Origin of the sequence: Neochlamydia sp. AcF84 (genome assembly GCF_011087585.1) — a bacterium.
In the GTDB taxonomy this organism is placed as follows: Bacteria; Chlamydiota; Chlamydiia; order Chlamydiales; family Parachlamydiaceae; genus Neochlamydia.
Window position 1 is genome coordinate 53,969 of sequence record NZ_VJOT01000034.1, and the last position, 17,063, is coordinate 71,031.

General features: G+C 37.1%; 12 protein-coding genes and 2 tRNA genes. 6 read left to right on the plus strand and 8 right to left on the minus strand.

Features of this window, described 5'->3' with window-relative positions; translation table 11 throughout:
- Positions 1 to 155 precede the first annotated feature (155 nt).
- Complete coding sequence (locus NEOC84_RS03250; RefSeq protein WP_166155255.1) at positions 156 to 1,628, minus strand: sodium-dependent transporter; 1,473 nt, start codon at positions 1,626 to 1,628, stop codon at positions 156 to 158.
- A gap of 490 nt (positions 1,629 to 2,118) precedes the next feature.
- On the opposite strand from NEOC84_RS03250, the gene NEOC84_RS03255 reads away from it, so the two are divergent.
- A complete protein-coding gene (locus NEOC84_RS03255) occupies positions 2,119 to 2,757 on the plus strand; it encodes a hypothetical protein (RefSeq protein ID WP_166155257.1) in 639 nt (212 codons plus the stop codon).
- Positions 2,758 to 3,207: 450 nt separating this feature from the next.
- Here the strand turns inward: NEOC84_RS03255 and NEOC84_RS03260 are convergent.
- Positions 3,208 to 3,294 (minus strand) — tRNA-Ser (locus NEOC84_RS03260).
- A gap of 482 nt (positions 3,295 to 3,776) precedes the next feature.
- Here NEOC84_RS03260 and NEOC84_RS03265 point away from each other — a divergent pair.
- From NEOC84_RS03265 to NEOC84_RS09735, 5 genes are all read left to right on the plus strand, one after another.
- A complete protein-coding gene (locus NEOC84_RS03265) occupies positions 3,777 to 3,989 on the plus strand; it encodes a CsbD family protein (RefSeq protein WP_044882008.1) in 213 nt (70 codons plus the stop codon).
- Positions 3,990 to 3,991: 2 nt separating this feature from the next.
- A complete protein-coding gene (locus tag NEOC84_RS03270; RefSeq protein WP_166155259.1) occupies positions 3,992 to 4,501 on the plus strand; it encodes a ferritin-like domain-containing protein in 510 nt (169 codons plus the stop codon).
- Positions 4,502 to 5,007: 506 nt separating this feature from the next.
- Positions 5,008 to 5,580, plus strand: coding sequence for a DNA polymerase ligase N-terminal domain-containing protein (locus NEOC84_RS03275; protein ID WP_166155261.1), 573 nt, complete (start codon positions 5,008 to 5,010; stop codon positions 5,578 to 5,580).
- A gap of 525 nt (positions 5,581 to 6,105) precedes the next feature.
- On the plus strand, positions 6,106 to 6,372 hold the full coding sequence (locus tag NEOC84_RS09730) for a Fic/DOC family N-terminal domain-containing protein (RefSeq protein WP_242678177.1): 267 nt from the start codon (positions 6,106 to 6,108) through the stop codon (positions 6,370 to 6,372).
- A gap of 39 nt (positions 6,373 to 6,411) precedes the next feature.
- Positions 6,412 to 7,095, plus strand: a complete 684-nt coding sequence (locus NEOC84_RS09735) for a Fic family protein (protein WP_347566634.1) — start codon at positions 6,412 to 6,414, stop codon at positions 7,093 to 7,095.
- A gap of 599 nt (positions 7,096 to 7,694) precedes the next feature.
- Here NEOC84_RS09735 and NEOC84_RS03285 read toward each other — a convergent pair.
- The 6 genes from NEOC84_RS03285 to NEOC84_RS09740 all read right to left on the minus strand — a co-directional run.
- Positions 7,695 to 7,781 (minus strand) — tRNA-Ser (locus NEOC84_RS03285).
- Between the two features lie 398 nt (positions 7,782 to 8,179).
- The gene (locus NEOC84_RS03290; protein ID WP_166155263.1) at positions 8,180 to 9,646 is read right to left on the minus strand and encodes a leucine-rich repeat domain-containing protein; all 1,467 of its coding nucleotides are present in this window, start codon (positions 9,644 to 9,646) and stop codon (positions 8,180 to 8,182) included.
- A 187-nt stretch (positions 9,647 to 9,833) separates the two neighbouring features.
- Positions 9,834 to 11,372, minus strand: a complete 1,539-nt coding sequence (locus NEOC84_RS03295) for a carboxypeptidase M32 (protein ID WP_166155265.1) — start codon at positions 11,370 to 11,372, stop codon at positions 9,834 to 9,836.
- 331 nt (positions 11,373 to 11,703) lie between these two features.
- On the minus strand, positions 11,704 to 13,386 hold the full coding sequence (locus NEOC84_RS03300) for a leucine-rich repeat domain-containing protein (RefSeq protein ID WP_166155267.1): 1,683 nt from the start codon (positions 13,384 to 13,386) through the stop codon (positions 11,704 to 11,706).
- A gap of 449 nt (positions 13,387 to 13,835) precedes the next feature.
- On the minus strand, positions 13,836 to 15,902 hold the full coding sequence (locus NEOC84_RS03305; protein ID WP_166155269.1) for an ATP-dependent Clp protease ATP-binding subunit: 2,067 nt from the start codon (positions 15,900 to 15,902) through the stop codon (positions 13,836 to 13,838).
- Between the two features lie 911 nt (positions 15,903 to 16,813).
- On the minus strand, positions 16,814 to 17,063 hold a 250-nt coding region (locus tag NEOC84_RS09740; RefSeq protein WP_207391784.1), incomplete at its 5' end, for a hypothetical protein.

Here is a 17,063-nt window from a genome sequence, read left to right on the forward strand (position 1 = left end):
TTAGACAAAGCTGTGTGAGCTGACATAGTAAGCGTTTTTTCCAAATAGCCTAAACGATTCAACACCTGTTAGAGTTTCATGCAAAGGTGATAGGTTAGAGATGTTGTTTTTAGCTCGGAATGTAGAGCCCTGGGTTTCTTCTATGTTTATTCCCTTTATGCATGTGTAGGCTGGTATTTCCTTTGATAAGCCATAAGCACAGAGCCTATCAAGGCAATCGTGAACCAGAGCCAGCGAATGCAAGATGATAAGTCAAGCGTATGGAATTCATGCCATAGATTGCTAAGTAAAATGATAGTGAGCAGCAGCGGGCCTACATAGCGTAGTGATACAGAAAAGAAGCTAGCTTGAGAGCTATTATACCAAATAGCATCTTCTCGCAAAGCAGGGCAAGCATATTGGAAAGTAATAATGAGGGCTATCCCTCCAATCAGCATATTGATGCCTAAAACCATGGGGGCAAGGGCATCGATAATATGCGAGGCATTACCAAAACAAAAGAGGACCGCCATGCTAAGGAGTGCCGACATAGTAACAGTGACAGCTTTCTTACGTGATAGCGTAAATTCTTTTTCTACATTCCCTACAATACTCTCTGCTATAGAAAATACTCCCGTAATGCCAGCTATGAAAATGCAGAAGAAAAAGATTGTACCCACTATCTGAGCCCAATGCTCACCAAAAGATTGCAAGATTTTGGGAAATAAGATAAAACCAATTTCAAAAGTAGAGTCTGAGGAAAGAATTTGCTCAAACGGAACCTTTTGTATATGGCTGATGTGAGCTAGGCATCCAAAGATTGCTAAGCCAGAAATGAATGAGACGGCAAAGTCTCCTAACGTTACCCAAAACATTGCCTGAGCTATATTGGTTTTTTGATCAGTGTGACGGGAGTAGCCTACAATAATTCCTAGACCCAAAGAAAGGCTAAAAAACAGCTGGCCAAACACATCACGCCAAAGCGTAGGGTCATTTAGCCGAGAAAAATCAGGGGACAGATAATGTCTTAAAGCATCTAATCCTCCTGGAAGAAACATCGTAGTAATAGCAAATGCTGTCATGATAAAAGCTAGTAAAGGCATGAATAAGGTACATATTTTTTCAATGCCATCCCTAACATTTCTTATCATAACAAGATAAGTTAATAGGCACATGGATACTGTAGCAATCAAGACTGGAAAAGATAAAGGACCTAATTGATGAATACTTTCAGTCGTCTTTAAGAATTCTTGAAAAAAAAATGACTTAGAGTCAGAAGGGATCTGTTTAGAGGCCGCAAAATAGGTATAGGCTGCAGAATAAGCTGTTAAGACAATATAAAAGGCGCCTATTGTTAAGCAAGCAACCACAGAGAGCCAGCCGAGCACTTTTCCTTTTTTTCCTAACACTTTATGATAAGCAGAGACAATAGGCAGCTTCCAAGTATAACCAATAAGGCCTTCCAGCATGAGCATGGGAACGCCTAACATGAAAACGGCAAGGATATAGGGGACTAAAAATGCGCCTCCTCCATTTTTGTAAACTTGGGCACTAAAGCTTAAAATATTGGCAAAGCCTACCGCAGACCCTATTAAGGACCATACGTATCCCGACTGACTTTTCCAGGTGGTTGTTTGCGGTTGCGACATATAAAAAGTTCCTTGGTCAGCAAATTTTCTAATCTTTTAAATGATCTTCCTTAATTTCATACCATAGGCAAGAAAATTAAGTTTTTTAGCGTAACAAGCTAAGAAAAAGGGAGGAAAAGAATGAAGAATAGCCTGAAATCAGGGGGAAAACAGGTTTATTCAATGAGGCTTTCATACATAATACTTAAATCAAAAAATTAATAGATGCATTTTATGTGATAAGAATGTTAATTGTCAAATAGATCTTGTGCTTTGCTGCTGCAGCCCGCCCCAAAGTTATAGAGCTTGATTGGGAAGAGAGGCTGTCAAGAAAACCTCAGTTTTAGCATGAGGCTTAAAATCATCATTCAAGCAATCAATTAGTGGCGGATTGAGCGGTCATATAAGCTGTAGGGGAGCCAGCGAGCAAGCTTTAAAAGTAGAAAAGATCAAGCTCAAACTCATCTTTCTTTTAACGCAAATTATAAGCTAAATTGTAAGGGAAGTATTCATGCAGGTCTTATGTGTCGATCAGGATAAAAACTTTTGTAATTTTATAAAAAAAGAGGGGGAAGCTTTAGGTGTGAGCGTAAGTGGAGTAACGACGTTTGACCAGGCGCAAGAGAAAATGAGGGATCAAAGCTCGTATGCCTGTATTTTCAATTCGTCTTACTGCGAGCAGCTAGTCATGCTTGATCAACTTTCCTTTTCTTTAGCTTATGTGGATTTGCCTAATGTTTCATTCCTGCAGGAGCTTAAAGCAACCCAAAAAGTACGGTATATAGTAGGCAAGATGATGAGCTCTGAAGAAGCTCGTTATCTCTTAGGTCAGTTATGCCAGCTTGAGGCTTACGAAAAACTTAAAGGCGACTGGGTAGCAGAAATTCCAGAGCAGTTAATGAAGGCCTATGAAAGCTCTAGCTATGAAAAATTAGGCATACTAGAAAAGTTAATCAAAAATAATTCCCATCAACTTCCTTGGGAAGAATTCCAATTCATTGTCCACAAAATAGCCGGCAGTGCAGGCTTTTATGGTCGTTTTAAGGCTTGTGAAATATGTAAAAAAATGGAAACACACATTAAAAAAAAAGAGTATAATCTTATTGATTTAAACTCTTTTTATCGCCAGCTTTATCTTTATATTCAATGAACGGTTTTTACAGAGAAAATGAGGCTAAAACGTGGGCCAGCACCTTCCCTCTATTTATAAGCCAAAATAGCGCTTCTTCCTTTGTATTAAAAGGGCAGGAGACCCTATTAATAAGCAAAAATTGTAAGACATACGATTTTTAATGATTATACGCTCTAAATTTAGCCCGGGGCTCTGATAGATGGAGAAGAAAGCTAAGAGTAAGCCGAAACGAGGCCTTATTCATCTCTTATTTTTCTATCCTATTTAAAAATGCTCAGAGTCGGCCGTATTAACTTTTCAACTTTTTTAAGGGGACCCTTAATCATTTGTATATGGATACTCCTGAAGAAGAGGGGCAGCCCATTGACTTTATCATGCGTGGGAATCTAAAAAATCTTTCTCAAAAAACGATGGATGGAAAAAATGATTGCTATCACAATTAATCACTTGCATGGGTTAAAAATAAATCGGAAGAGGAGGGATTTGAACCCCCGTTACCCTTACGAGTAAATCTGTTTTCGAGACAGACGCATTCAGCCACTCTGCCACTCTTCCTGGAGCAAATATCTTGCCAAAAAAGGATTCAAAACACAATCTTTTTCAAAAAAAGGAAAGAATAAATAAAAATGATCATTCACTTTCACTCCTATAGGCAGTATATTTTTACCTTTTTTCTTAGAAAAGCTGCCACGCTTTAAAAAATTCGTAAAATTGCTTAGAATAATGTTGACCTTCAAGATTACATTTGCCATATTTAAATTACGTCTACCCTATTTGACTTACACTTAAGTAGGGCTTAAAATTTTGTCGCCTTTCGGATGAAATCGTTCCGAACATAAGAAAAACCATTAAAATTAACCTCTATAAGGTTAACAAAAGGAGTCTCATGGTAGCGCAAAAGAAAAGTACAGCACGTAAATCTGCAACACATCGTTCACAAGCAAAAAAAATTCTTTTGAAAGTACTACGGTTGAAAACCGTAAATCCAGCCTAACTTAATAAAATCTGATTAAACCTTTAACTATACAGGAGAAAAAATGAATAAAGAATTTTTCGAGGGTAGTTGGCATGAGCTCAAAGGGAAAATTAAGGAAAAATGGGGCAAATTGACTGATGATGATCTTTTAAGAATTGATGGAAGCTGGGAGCGAATGTTAGGTAGCTTGGAAAAAAACTATGGTTATAAAAAAGACCAAGCAGAAAAAGAATTAAGTAAATGGAAAAATGAAAGCACACACTTAGGGAGGTAAATATGAAGTTCACTAGTATGGAAGATCTACTTGTCTATGAGTTACAAGACCTCTTAAGTGGGGAAATGCAAATGTTGGAAGCCTTACCCCTCATGCAAAAGGCCGCTTCTCATCCTGAGCTAAAAGCAGCATTTGAAAAGCATTTACAGGAAACTAAACAGCAGGTTAAGCGGTTAGAAATTGCTTTATCCTACTTAGACGCAGAAGCTAGTCATACTAACTTTTGCAAGGCGATGAAAGGTATGATTGCGGAGGGCGAAGAGATTATAAAAATTCACGCTCCCGATGATCTAAAAGATGCTGGCCTGATCGGTGCCGCCCAAAAAATCGAGCACTATGAAATTGCTGGTTACGGAACGGCAAAAGCCCATGCGGCATGGTTGAGTTTAGACGAGGTAGTAAACCTTTTGGATGAGACCTTGCAAGAAGAGGCCAGTACCGACAAAAAACTGACCAAGCTTGCTGAGGGTTCCATGTTTACTTCAGGGATAAATAAGCAGGCCTCCAAATAATCAATCAAGAGGTTATTCCGAAAGCATGCTTAGCATGCTTTCGGAAGTACGCCATGCTAGGCGCGGAAAAACGCTTTGAAAAATACCGGCTTTTAATATCTCTGTAAGGCCTTAACTAACGATAAAAAGATTATTTAAAAATCACAAATTTAAGGGATAAAGAAAGGTAGATGTACCGCTGTAGTCATTAGCGCTCTTAAAATTTTTTTAAGGGGTAACTTCAGTTTCATATCTCGGGATTATCCTTAATTTCTCCGCCTCTAACTTTATACCTTCTCTTTAGAAAATTTAAGGCCCTTAAACTTAGGGCTCATTCTTTGATTTTACAGCCTTAATTTAAACGGCTACACAAAAATTAAGAGAGAGGAGGGGGATAAAAAGCAAAAGTCCACAGAAAAAGGCTTTATTGAAATCAATGAGCTCTAGCTTCTTAATTTTAATGATGATTAATTAAAAATAAACTCGGGTAACTGGCCAAAAAAATTTAATCGTTAAGCGAGAATAGAATGATATTAAAAGCTTATCAGCAAAAAAAGACATTAAAAAAAGCTTCTATCCCTATGCCAGAGGTGTCTGTAGACCCTTCTTGCTGCTTACCCATTTTTTGTATCCAAAAACATGCAGCTTCTCATTTACATTATGATTTTAGAATCGAATGTCAAGGCGTGCTTATAAGCTGGGCTATCCCCAAGGGTCCTTCCCTTAATCCTTACAATAAACGCTTAGCCATTCGTGTAGAAGACCATCCCTTAGCTTATCGTCATTTTGAAGGAGTTATTCCTCCAGGGAATTATGGAGCAGGAGAAGTGGTTCTTTGGGATGAAGGAATCTACACTTTAGCGGGATTGAAGGCTAAGAAGGATATTGAGAATGCTTGCTTAAAAGGTTTAGAAAAGGGCCACTTAGAGATAGAGTTGCATGGCCATAAATTAAAAGGCGGTTTTGTCTTGCAGCAATGGAAAAAAGAAAAAGATAAAAATTGGTTATTGATTAAACGTAAAGATCAATATGTGAATTTAAAAATAGATGTGTTAGAGCAGACTCAATCGGTGCGCACTTGCTTTCCTAACACCTTTTAAATAAGCTTTTTTATTAACGAATGATTACAGTAAGAACAGTGAAGAGAGCAAGGATTAGGGAGATCTTGATTAAAGAGTAAGCAATAGCTGGATAAATGCACAAGATAAGGCGCAAAACATACAGCGATCTTCTAAGAAATTGCTTCCTTTTGCAGCTTAACCCAAATTTTGGTAACAGAAAGCGGTCTTATTTGCGTTAGCGATGATAAAGAACGACCCTATTATCGAAAACTAAATAATTCGAGAATAACAAACAATCTTATTCCCAAGGGTGATTATAAAGCTCTTTGTTATTAGCGAATACTGACATTTTCGATAATAAGTGCTAATGTATCCCTATAGCCACCGAGGAATGAATGGACATACTACAATCACCTGCCGGACAAATTATAAAATCTTTAAAGTGGATATAAAGCTTTTGTACCAAATCCACTATCACTCCCATTCAAGTGGAACACCCAAATAGTAAGTGCTTTGTCACGAGCGGATTTTTTATTAGGTAAATTGGCTCGAGAAGGAGGCAAATTGCCCAATCCTCATCTATTAATGCGACCCTTTATTACCCGTGAAGCTGTTCTTTCGAGCAAAATCGAAGGTACTCAAGCAACTATTGGAGAAATACTAGCAGCTAGCGTCGGGATTAGTGTGCAACGAAACCCCGATGATCTTCGGGAAGTGCAAAATTATATTGTAGCCCTCGATTACGGGATAAAACGATTAGGAGATCTTCCTCTGTCATTGAGGCTCATTAAAGAAATTCACCACCATTTATTGCAAGGTGTTAGAGGGTAACATGCAACCCCTGGAGAATTTAGGCGTAGCCAAAACTGGATAGGAACACCAGGTTGTACGCTCAATACGGCCAAATTCATTCCTCCTCCACCAGATCACTTGATGGATTGCTTAGGTGAATTTGAAAAATTTCTACATGAAAGGCAGCTTCCACCTTTAATTCATACTGCCCTATGCCATTATCAATTTGAAGCCATTCATCCATTTTTGGATGGAAATGGACGCATGGGCCGGCTGCTAATTATATTATTGTTGATTGAGCAAAAAATGTTGCCAACACCGATCTTGTACTTAAGTGCCTTTTTTAAAGCTACGCGTGATGAGTACTACAAGCAGCTTTATAACGTGAGTGCTAAAGGTACATGGCATGAATGGTTGATTTATTTTTTGAATGGCATCGCGGTGCAAACTGAAGATGTGTTGTCGCGGGTAGAGAGAATCAATGACTTGTTGAATAAATGGAAAATGCAGGTGGCAAGAAGCACATCTAATGTTCCTGTACTGATTGTAGAACACCTTGCAGTAAACCCCTATCTTATCACGAGCAGAATAGCAGAAGAACTTAAAATCGCTTATAGTACAGCCCAAAGGGGTATACAAAAGCTTGAGGAAGCGAAAATTATCAAACAGATCAACAGTACTAGACGCGATAAAATTTATCGTGCTACAGAAATATTGGCAATTCTTGAAGAAGCTACAAAAATTAATGCGGATTTTCAATGACCTCTTAGGTAAGCTAAGTCCAACTCTTGTTAAAGTTGCAAATGTCCGCGAAACTTCTTTAAATTTTTCCTCTCACTTTTTTTTCTAATTGTGTAATCCGACTCACTTTTATCGGATCTTTTTGGATCCTTATCTGGATGATGATGTAAATAAATTTTTTTATGTGCGTTTTTTATCTCTTTTCTGAAGCGTTTAGTTGTACTCCTAAGATTGCATAAGAGGATGCTTTACCCTTATCCTTTTACACATTATTAAAGAAATTCTAAAGCCCGTAGCTTAAATCCCCATAAGAGAGAATTGTTGGATCTATTTATCAAGGATTAAACGGATGTTAAGCTGGATTAATAAGGCAAAAGAGAGATTTTAAGCTATCCTTATACGCTTTTGAGCCACTCTTTATGTAATCATATGCTTAATAAAAAGCTTGTTTTTACGGATAGAAGCAGCCTGGGAAAAGGCTAATTTCTTTTTTGGTTATGCAGATGCAATTTCTTTAAAAGGTATTATTTTCGAACTTGGAATTGAAAGATAAAAAGGCGATCATAGCACTGTGTGAGCTCTTTGATAAGCTTATAGTACTTGCTTGATCATTTCAAGGTCGGAAGAGGTAGGATTCGAACCCACGGACCCCGTGAAGGGCCTTCTGTTTTCAAGACAGACGCAATCGGCCACTCTGCCACTCTTCCTTAAAATCTGAAGGGTATCTTATAGCTGATAGAAAGTTATTTGTGCAAGTTAAATATTTGAAAATCAGCGATTCTAAATTTAAGTGGGGAGACACCTTTTTATGGAAAGGGATTTTATTAGATTTAAAAAAAAGCTGCTTTGCTAAAGAGGGGAGCCATCGATACCTGCTGGCAAGTTTTACCTTTTGATTTTAAAATTTTCTCTCGCTCTTATTTTTAACTTTGATTTTCTTAAACTACAATTAATCGCTTAAAGCATGGGTTTAAAGAAACTTTCCTCCTCATCTATTAGAGGTAATAACCAAGATAGGGCTGGCTTAAATCCTCTTTACTTTAAGGGGAAGAGATTTTAGTTAAATGGAGACCGTTTTTATCTCTTTAAAGTTGAAAATGCTGTTTTATTCCTTTGGAACACATTTTAATAAGTTTTCGCTTATCTTAAAGTTTCGCAGCTGAGGTAGTAGGCTACTTATTGAGGACGGAAGAAGGGTAAGGGGGTTATTGTCTAAGTAAAGCTCTTGTAGCTGAGGGAGCTGACCTATCTCTTCCGGAAGACCCTCCAGGTGGTTGTCATTTAAATAGAGGATCTGTAGCTGAGTTAGGTTACCTAGGGAAATAGGAAGGCAGGTAAGTTGATTATTGTCTAAGTAGAGCTCTTCTAACTTAGAAAGTTGACCTATTTCTTCCGGCAGAGAAGTGAGCTGATTGTGGCTTAAATAAAGGGTGTATAGCTGAGAGAGACGACCTATTTCTGAAGGAAGGAGTGTGAGTTGGTTATTGTTTAAGCGAAGCCAGCGTAGTTGAGCAAGCTGGCCGATTTTGGAAGAAAGGAAAGTAAGTTTGTTATTGCTTATATTTAAATCCTGTAAATTTGAGAGTTGCTCTATCTCAGGCGGAAGAAAGGCGAAATCATTTCTCTCCAAATCAAGCCATTGCAGCTGAGAGAGCTGACCTATTGATTGAGGAAGTGTGTTTAGCTGGTTGTCCATTAAATAAAGAGTGTGCAGCTGGGGCAGCTGTTCTAGCTTAATTGAAAGAGAAGTTAATTGATTGCTGTTTAAGCAAAGCCACTGTAGGCAAGAGAGCTGTGTTATCTCCGGTGGAAGAGAGGTAAGCTTGTTATCATTTAAGTTAAGCCATTTCAGGTGAGATAACTGTCCTAAACCAGCAGGAAGGGTGTTGAGACGATTGCTGCTTAAGTTAAGATTTTGGAGTTCAAATAGCTTGCTGATCTCGGCCGGGAGAGTGGTCAGTTGGTTTTCGCTTAAGTAAAGGATATGAAGCTGAGACAGCTGTCCTATGTCGGGAGGTAAATAGGTCAATCCACTGAGATTTAAATCTAAATGCTTAATATTTTTTTTATGATTTTTAATCCATCTTCTAAAAAGCTCTGCTTTTTCTTCTAGAGGTAACTGCTTGACTTTTTCTTGGTTTAAGAATTCCTCTCCACCAGGGATTTCTTTCCAAATTAAAAGACGATTAATATTCAAGAGATAAGAAAAATAATTACTTAAAGTGAAAGCTTTTTTTTCTTCAGTTTTCTCTTTAAACTCGAAAGGGGAGAGAGAGGCAGCTAAGATAAAAACTTGATGGAAAATTGTGCTTACCTTTTTTACTACAGGAAGATTTTCTTCTATTTGGTAAAGCTTATTGAGAATACAAGTGGGGATGCTATCATATCTTGAACTTGAAGGAAAATGAAGCTTAATTATTCCTTGGTATAAAGAAGGCATGACTTCAGTAGTTAAAAGATGTTGCCAGCGTCTACAAACACTAAACAAAGAGGGTGTAGCACAATGCCCTAAAATAGGAATTAGTACTTCATTAGGAAGCCTTTCAATCGGGCTAGAAAAGATTGGATTCATGGCATCCTGTCTTTAAGGTTATTTGTAGGTCTTTAACTTTTTTATAGTGGTCTCCTAGGCTATTTGACGTTCCTTCTCATCTTCTCTTTTAGACACTAAAAAGTGAATCATAAAATAGCTTCCAAGTGAGCCTATGAGAAGCATAAGTTTTAGTAAAATCGCTTGTGAAGATTTGCTAAAATCGACTTTATAGATCTGTGAAATTATAAATGCTTTTATATTTATCGTACAAATACTCAATATAAGCCTTCTCGTTAAACTCTTTTTTTGTTACAAGCTTTAGCAACTTCTTGCTATCATATTGCCTGCCATAACGATGAACATGCAAATTAAGCCATTCTTTTATAAATAGTAAGTCTCCTTTAGACACCTGTTCTTGCCAATCAGGATGTTGTTTTTCAAAAGCGGAAAAAAGATGAGAGGCAAATAGATTACCTAAGGTATAGGTAGGGAAATAGCCGAAAGAACCTGTTGACCAATGAATATCTTGAAGGCATCCTTCGGCAGGATTGGAGGGCGTTAAATTCAAGAGCTCTTGCATCTTAGCATTCCATGCCTCAGGTATTTCATCGACTGATAAAGAGCCTTCAATGAGTGCTTTTTCTAGCTCAAAGCGCAAAATGATATGTAAGCTATAGGTAACTTCATCAGCTTCCACACGAATCAATGAGGGTTCCACCTTATTAATTGCTTTATAAAATGAAGCTATTGGAATTTTTTCTAATTGGTGAGGAAAATTTTTTTGTAATAAAGGAAAGAAATGCTTCCAAAAAGCTTTGCTTTGTCCAATGCGAGTTTCCCACCATCTCGATTGGCTTTCATGTAACCCTAAAGAAACAGCTTCTCCTAACGGGCTTCCATAATGTTCTGAAAGCAATCCCATTTCATATAATCCATGACCCGCTTCGTGCATAATAGCCGAAATGCTGCTCATTAATGAATGAGGGTGAAGGCGAGTGGTGATCCGACTATCAGTAGGATGGCTGGCAGAAGAGAAGGGATGAGAGGATATATCAAGCCGCCCTCTAGTCTGATCATAGCCTATAGCGTTCATCAACTGCTGTCCAAATTCTAGCTGTTTTTCGGGATCAAAGTTTCCAAATAGAAAACTATTGCCTATCTTTTTAGAAGAGCTGATTTTTTTTAAAAGATTTGTGATGGGGGGCTGTAAATTTGCAAAGAGAGTGGAAACTTCCGCGGTAGAAGTGTGAGGTTCGTAAAGGTCTAGTAAGGCATCATAAGGGTGATCTTGATAGCCTAGTAAATCTGCTTTTTTGCGATTCATGTAAATGATTTTTTCTAAATAGGGGGCTAAAATAGAAAAATTGTTTTGCTGTTTAGCGGTACGCCAGGCCATGATGGCTTGAGACGTAGTAGCAGTAAACTCTTCTACAAAATTGGCACTAAGACATTTTTCTTGTTGGTAGTCTCTTCTCCAAACTTGCAAAGCAGCTTTTTGCTGAGCACTTAATCCTTTAGCAATTATTTTACCTGTATTGAGCTCGATAAGCTTTGCAAGAGATTTGGCAAATGCAGGAGAGGTCTTGGACTTGTGAATAATTCCTGCCAGCACTTTTAGCTGCTCAGAGCGAATAGCGGAGGCGGCGTGAGGCATATAAGTCTCTTGATCCCAGTCTAATATAGACGTTATTCCACTTAAAATTCGACTATAACGGGATTTTTCATGCAAGACCTCATAATCTTTTTGTGCTTGAGCAGATGTCATAGTTCCTACTTTGAATTCTTTAAAGGTTTGACTTTAGCATGCAAGAGGCTTTTTTTGCTAACGACATTGGAAAATCCATAGCGGAAAAAGCGAGCTCTAATAATAAAAATTTTTGTTGCTTGTTGAAGAGTACCTTCAGTAAAACCTTACCTGCTTAAAAAGTAGAGTTGGTTTTAGTAAAGTACTGAGTAACTTGGATCTAAAGTTAACTTATCTCCTATACGGGCTCAATGGCTTTATAGTAAGCTAAAGGCTATCTCTCTTTTATGTTTTTCTAAACAGCTATGCATGTCTTTAACATATTAAGTAATAAAGAAACAAGCCCTGGCAGCTACAAATTAAAATGCTGTTTTATTTCCTCCGAAATATCCTGGAGTAGATTTTCATCCAAATTAAGAGCTAACCATTTAGATAACCGCGTGATCTCTATAGGAAGGGAGGTTAGCTGATTGTGTTCTAAGTTAAGGTCTTCTAGCTGGAATATTTGCCCTATTTCTGCAGGAAGAGTAGTAAGCTGGTTGTTATTTAAGGAAAGCGTTCGCAGCTGAGAAAGCTGCCTTATTTCTATAGGAAGGGCAGTGAGTTGGTTATAATTTAGCTCTAGGTATTCCAATGAAAATAACTCTCCTAGGGTGGGGGAAAGGGAGGTAAGTTGGTTATTGTTTAAGTAGAGTATTTGCAGGTGAGAAAGTTGCCCTATCTCTACGGGAAGGGTGGTAAGCTGGTTGTTATTTAAAGAAAGCGTTCGCAGCTGAGAAAGGTGGCTAATTTCTAAAGGAAGAGAAGTTAGCTGGTTTCTGTTTAAATAAATGCTTTTTAACTGATGCAGGTCTCCTATTTCTGTAGGAAGAGTGGTAAGTTGGTTATTATTCACGGAAAGCGTTTGCAGCTGAGAAAGTTGCTCTATCTTTGCAGGAAGGAAAGTTAGCTGATTTCTGTCTAAGCATAGCGTTTGCAGGTGTGATAACTGCCTTATCTCTGCTGGTAGGGAGGTGAGGTGGTTGTCATTTAAGTAAAGCTCTTCAAGTTCGACAAATTCTCCTATCTCAGCAGGTAGAGTAGTAAGCTGGTTACTATTTAAGTAAAGGCTTCTTAGCTGAATCAGATGCCCTATTTCTTTAGGAAGGGAGGTAAGTTGGTTGTTATTTAAGTAAAGCTTTTGTAACTGACTTAATCTTCCTATTGCGCTGGGAAAAGTGAGGATCTGATTGTTGGTTAAGTCAAGGCTCCATAGCTGAGAAAGCTGTCCTATTTCGGCAGGAAGAGTGGTGAGCTGGTTGTTGCTTAAGCCAAGGAGTTGCAGTTGTGTTAGCTGACCTATCTTTGCAGGGATTATGGTAAGCTGGTTGTTGCTTAAGTCGAGCTCCTGTAGCTGAGGCAACAGTCCTATCTCAGCAGGAAGAAAGGTAAGCTGGTTATTCTGTAGGAAAAGATACTGCAGCTTGGATAGCTGTCCTATTTCTAAAGGTAAGAAAGTTAAGCCACTTCTTTCTAGATCTAATAGAGTAATATTTTTGCTATACCTTTCAATCCATTCTCTAAAAAGCTCTCCTTTTTTTGCTAAAGGCAAATGTTTAATTTTCTCTTGGTTTAAGTATTCCATTCCTCCTTCAAGTCTTTTCCATATTAAGAGGCGATTAACATTTATGAGATAAGAGAAGTAATTAGTCAAAGTAAAATGTTGCTTTTTCTCTGTTATTCCTTTGAAATCTAAAGGAGAAAGAGTGCTAACCTGAGTAAAGAGCTTTTTAAAGATTTTATTTATCTTTTCTAGCTTAGAGAGCTTAGTTTCTAGTTTATAAAGTTTATCTAAAATACGAGCTTGTTCAATAGCATTCCCTTCAGGAAAATGAATTTTACCTATTTGCTTATAAAGAGAGGGCATTACCTCGGTAGCTAGTAGATGATGCCATTTTATGCAAACGCTAGCTAAAGAAGGGCTAGCGCAACCCCTTAAAATAAGGGTGAGTATTTCATTAGGCAGGTGTTCAAGAGCAGTGGAGCTAGGGCTCATTTTATTACTTCTTTAAATTGTAGGCAATTTTAGTGGTGGCATTTTATAGGAAAGAATAAAGTCTTAAGTGGTTCTGAAGATATTTATTTTAAAAGAGGAAATTTTTTCTTAAATTTCTCTGGGTTTTTAAAGAGGGGCCCGGCCAAGTTTAAAATATTTTCAAGAAGAAGAGCTCGAAAGATAAGGATAAGTTCTCTACATACATTTTTCTTTCATTAAATATCCAACCTTTGGTTTATACGCTTTTGAGCTACTCCTCATGTACTCCTATACTTCATAAAATCCCTTTCATTAAGCAGAGAGACATCTTTTAGAGGGTTGGGTATGCAGGCTAAGTTTTTTAAAAGCATATTATTAATAATCAAGACAAGCTCTTTTATAAAAATCTTTTTTATCTTTAAGTAATTAGCTTTTAAAGTCTTTTTATTAATGCACATGCTTTCGACCTTTTAAGAAACCTTTGCAGGCTCAATCTTTTCTTGTTTAGCTAGACGATCGACAATTGTAGTGATTATTTCTTTAGTTACCTCCCCTTCAATTTGATGCTTAGCGACAAAATTAGAAAGATGCCGATCAAGTTGCGGAAGTAAAAAATAGGCATTAAAAAGGTATAATTTTTCTAAAATTTTAGGAGTTTTTTCTCCTTTGGTGGCTTGATCTACTAGGACTTCGCTCGTATTATAAAACCATTTTTCATGCCACTCTTGTTGTTTTTTTAGATCTAAAAAAGTCTGAAAAGCTTTCTGTTTTAACTCTATCTTTTTAAGGCATGTTTCAATTTTTCTTTCAATTGTTTGCAAATCAAGAGAGATTTTACGAAGATGAGGAGATTGTAAAGAAAGTCCATGCAATTTTTTTTGAGAAAGTTTAGAAGCTAAATCTTCTTTTTTAGCCATTAGCTGGTTTAATTTATCTTTAAAGCTACCCCCTTCTTGTAAAGAGCGCACAGTTTTTATGCCTTCGGATAGCACGAAAATCGATTTGTCAGGTTGATGGCGTTTAACAATCTTAGAGCTCGTTTGTTCATAGATATGATTTAAAACCTTTTTAGAAATTCTGATATCTTTAGCCTCTTGGCGGTTCATATGTCTTAGAATAGTGCGGGTCTGCTCTAATGAAGCTTCCTGAATAGGTATTTTCTTAAAACGTCTGTCTAAAGTTGTCGTTTCAATTTTTGCTTCATATTCTTCAGGGGTAGTAATTCCAACTACATAAAATAAACTGTCGGGGGAAGTGTCTATCACGCTATTAAAGCGCTGGCCTGAAATATCACTTAAGTTATGAGCTTCTTCAAACACAAGAATGATATCTTTTCTATGTTCTCCAATCTTGTCTATAAGCTGCTTCAGCGGAGATTTAAAATCGAATAGATTTCCATTGCGAGCTAATTCACCACTATTTACGTAAAAAAGTTTTTTATTTTTAAGAACGGGAGGAACTTCTCCAGTAGCTAACCGCCAGCCTAAGCCTTTCATAAGCTCGGTTTTTCCAATCCCTGATTTACCAATAAGCAATGGATGTTTACGGCCTGTTTCATTGTTGCAGGCTAAAGCTTGAATGATTTCATCCAGTTCTTGCTCTCTGCCATAGATAGGTTTGATAAAGCCATTTTTAATTTGTTGAGTTAAATTTATGCAATAGGGAAGCTGATTGGGACATCTATTTAGCCATCGTTTAAAAAAGAGACTGGCAATTCCACTTGCTACCGTGCCCCCGGCAATAACTGCTACAGAGATAAAGGGATTAACGATTAGATGAAGAACAAATTTGATAATATGAAGAGGAATTTCAAGAAGCCTCCAGTAAATATCCAACATATATTTGGTTTCAAAATAGGTGTTGGGTTCTTTGCCTAATTCTAATAAATTAAAAGCGACAATGAGTGTACGAACAAGATTATTAAAGATTCTAAAAAGAAAAAATTGTTTAGAGGTATGCAGGAGTTTCATACGTGCTTCCTCCCCCTCATATTTTTTGATAATTTGCCTAACCGTATCCACACGTTTAGCTATTAGATGAGTATCCAAGGCTTTTTGATCTATTAGAGGAATCTCTTTTCCTTCACATGATGTTAACGAGATTAAAGAGCGCAAGTGCTTAAGAGACATCCATTGAATGCATTGATTCCCTCGAAAACGTTGACCTTTCTCAAAATCTGTTTTCAATGCTTTTTCTAAAAGCAATTTTCTTTCTAGATCAGACATGTTTTTTATAATGATTCTTAGCTTTTTTTCTAGCCTAAATAAATGCTTAGAATCCACGGCTTCTAAAAAAAGAGAAACCTTTTGGCTGCTCTCTTTTATTATATCTGTTCGTTTTGCAAGAGCGTTGATGGCTTTTATCAAAGGAGTTTCTTCTCTACCTACCCTCTTCAATAGCTTTTTGCCTAGGGAACACCAAAAAGGTTGCTGGGCTTGAGGAGTGGGAAAGCGTTTTTCAATAGCGGGAGGATTCGAACCTAAAGAAGAAAAGGGAGTAGAAGGGGCAGCGGTGAAAGAGCTGATGGCTACCTTCATAATAAGGTCCTTGGTTTTGAAAATTAGGGAGTTAGTTTAGCATAACTTCTCTCGAATTACAAATAGTTAAGCTAAGAGAGATAAGTTTCTTATTTTTATCAGGTTAGCTTTCTAGTGAGTTTGCTATTTTACGCGAAAAAGCTTAATATTTGTAGAGGTAAGATCATAGCCAAGCTTACTTTGCTGAATAGATAAGTGCTATAAATGGATGTATAAAATATTATTTTGCTAGCCTGCTGCTAGCCAAAGCGTAGCCTAAAAAGAGCAAAAGAGTGATTGCTATCTCCTACTGTAATGGTAAAAATTATGATTCTAGGCTATACAACCCACATTCCGCAGGTTATAACGATTTCAAGATATTATTTTTTTTTAGTAATATGAATAGAATTTAAATTAAAGAATTAATTTTTTTAACGACTTAGCAATCAAGGGATTAAATTCAAAGAGAGGAACGTCGGCCTCCAGCTTTTTTTAGAAAAAACTATTCATGTTCCTCTATAAGCAAAGAAAGCGAAAACATGAAAGATGAAAAAGTATTGTAGCAAGGACTTTAATCCCTTAGGATTGTTTCTACACTATGCAATAAAATTGAGATAAGGGAATATGATAAATTAATTAATCCATCATAATCCCCAAGCTATTATGACTACAGGAGGATTAATTAACTATTTGATGAGTAGGATTTTATGTTTTAACTCAACCCTCATTCAGAAATTATAGGCCAATGGAAATTAACCTGCGGAATGTGGGATACAACCTCTTCCGCATTAAAATCGCTCGACCCACGCGAGTGTTTATAAATCCAAGGCTATCCTGGCACGCGTTAAAAAAGCTACTGCCCAACATTTATAACTAAAAAATTCTCATCTAAAATTGTTATAAAAATAGAGGTACAAGCTTGGCGCCATGCTTTAACTTAATTGCCGACATCTATCATTAGGAATTAAAAAGATGGGCGTTGAAGCAGAATTATACCATTTAAACGAACTCCGTAAGTAGCAGCTATTGAGAATTGCAAACAGCCTTTTTCTAAATTCAAATAAGGAGGATAATTTAGGGAGAGAAAAGGTTTGGAAAGGAGGAAACCATGTTTGTAGCTTTTTATCATACAATAGAGGAATTAAACGCCATGGCAAAAAAGAAAGCTTATGGCAGTTACTT

What these genes read in the sequence shown, in the direction of transcription:
- NEOC84_RS03250 (WP_166155255.1), bottom strand. Translation starts at nt 1,628, where the DNA reads ATGTCGCAACCGCAAACAACCACCTGGAAAAGTCAGTCGGGATACGTA.
- NEOC84_RS03255 (WP_166155257.1), top strand. Translation starts at nt 2,119, where the DNA reads ATGCAGGTCTTATGTGTCGATCAGGATAAAAACTTTTGTAATTTTATA.
- NEOC84_RS03265 (WP_044882008.1), top strand. Translation starts at nt 3,777, where the DNA reads ATGAATAAAGAATTTTTCGAGGGTAGTTGGCATGAGCTCAAAGGGAAA.
- NEOC84_RS03270 (WP_166155259.1), top strand. Translation starts at nt 3,992, where the DNA reads ATGAAGTTCACTAGTATGGAAGATCTACTTGTCTATGAGTTACAAGAC.
- NEOC84_RS03275 (WP_166155261.1), top strand. Translation starts at nt 5,008, where the DNA reads ATGATATTAAAAGCTTATCAGCAAAAAAAGACATTAAAAAAAGCTTCT.
- NEOC84_RS03290 (WP_166155263.1), bottom strand. Translation starts at nt 9,646, where the DNA reads ATGAATCCAATCTTTTCTAGCCCGATTGAAAGGCTTCCTAATGAAGTA.
- NEOC84_RS03295 (WP_166155265.1), bottom strand. Translation starts at nt 11,372, where the DNA reads ATGACATCTGCTCAAGCACAAAAAGATTATGAGGTCTTGCATGAAAAA.
- NEOC84_RS03300 (WP_166155267.1), bottom strand. Translation starts at nt 13,386, where the DNA reads ATGAGCCCTAGCTCCACTGCTCTTGAACACCTGCCTAATGAAATACTC.
- NEOC84_RS03305 (WP_166155269.1), bottom strand. Translation starts at nt 15,902, where the DNA reads ATGAAGGTAGCCATCAGCTCTTTCACCGCTGCCCCTTCTACTCCCTTT.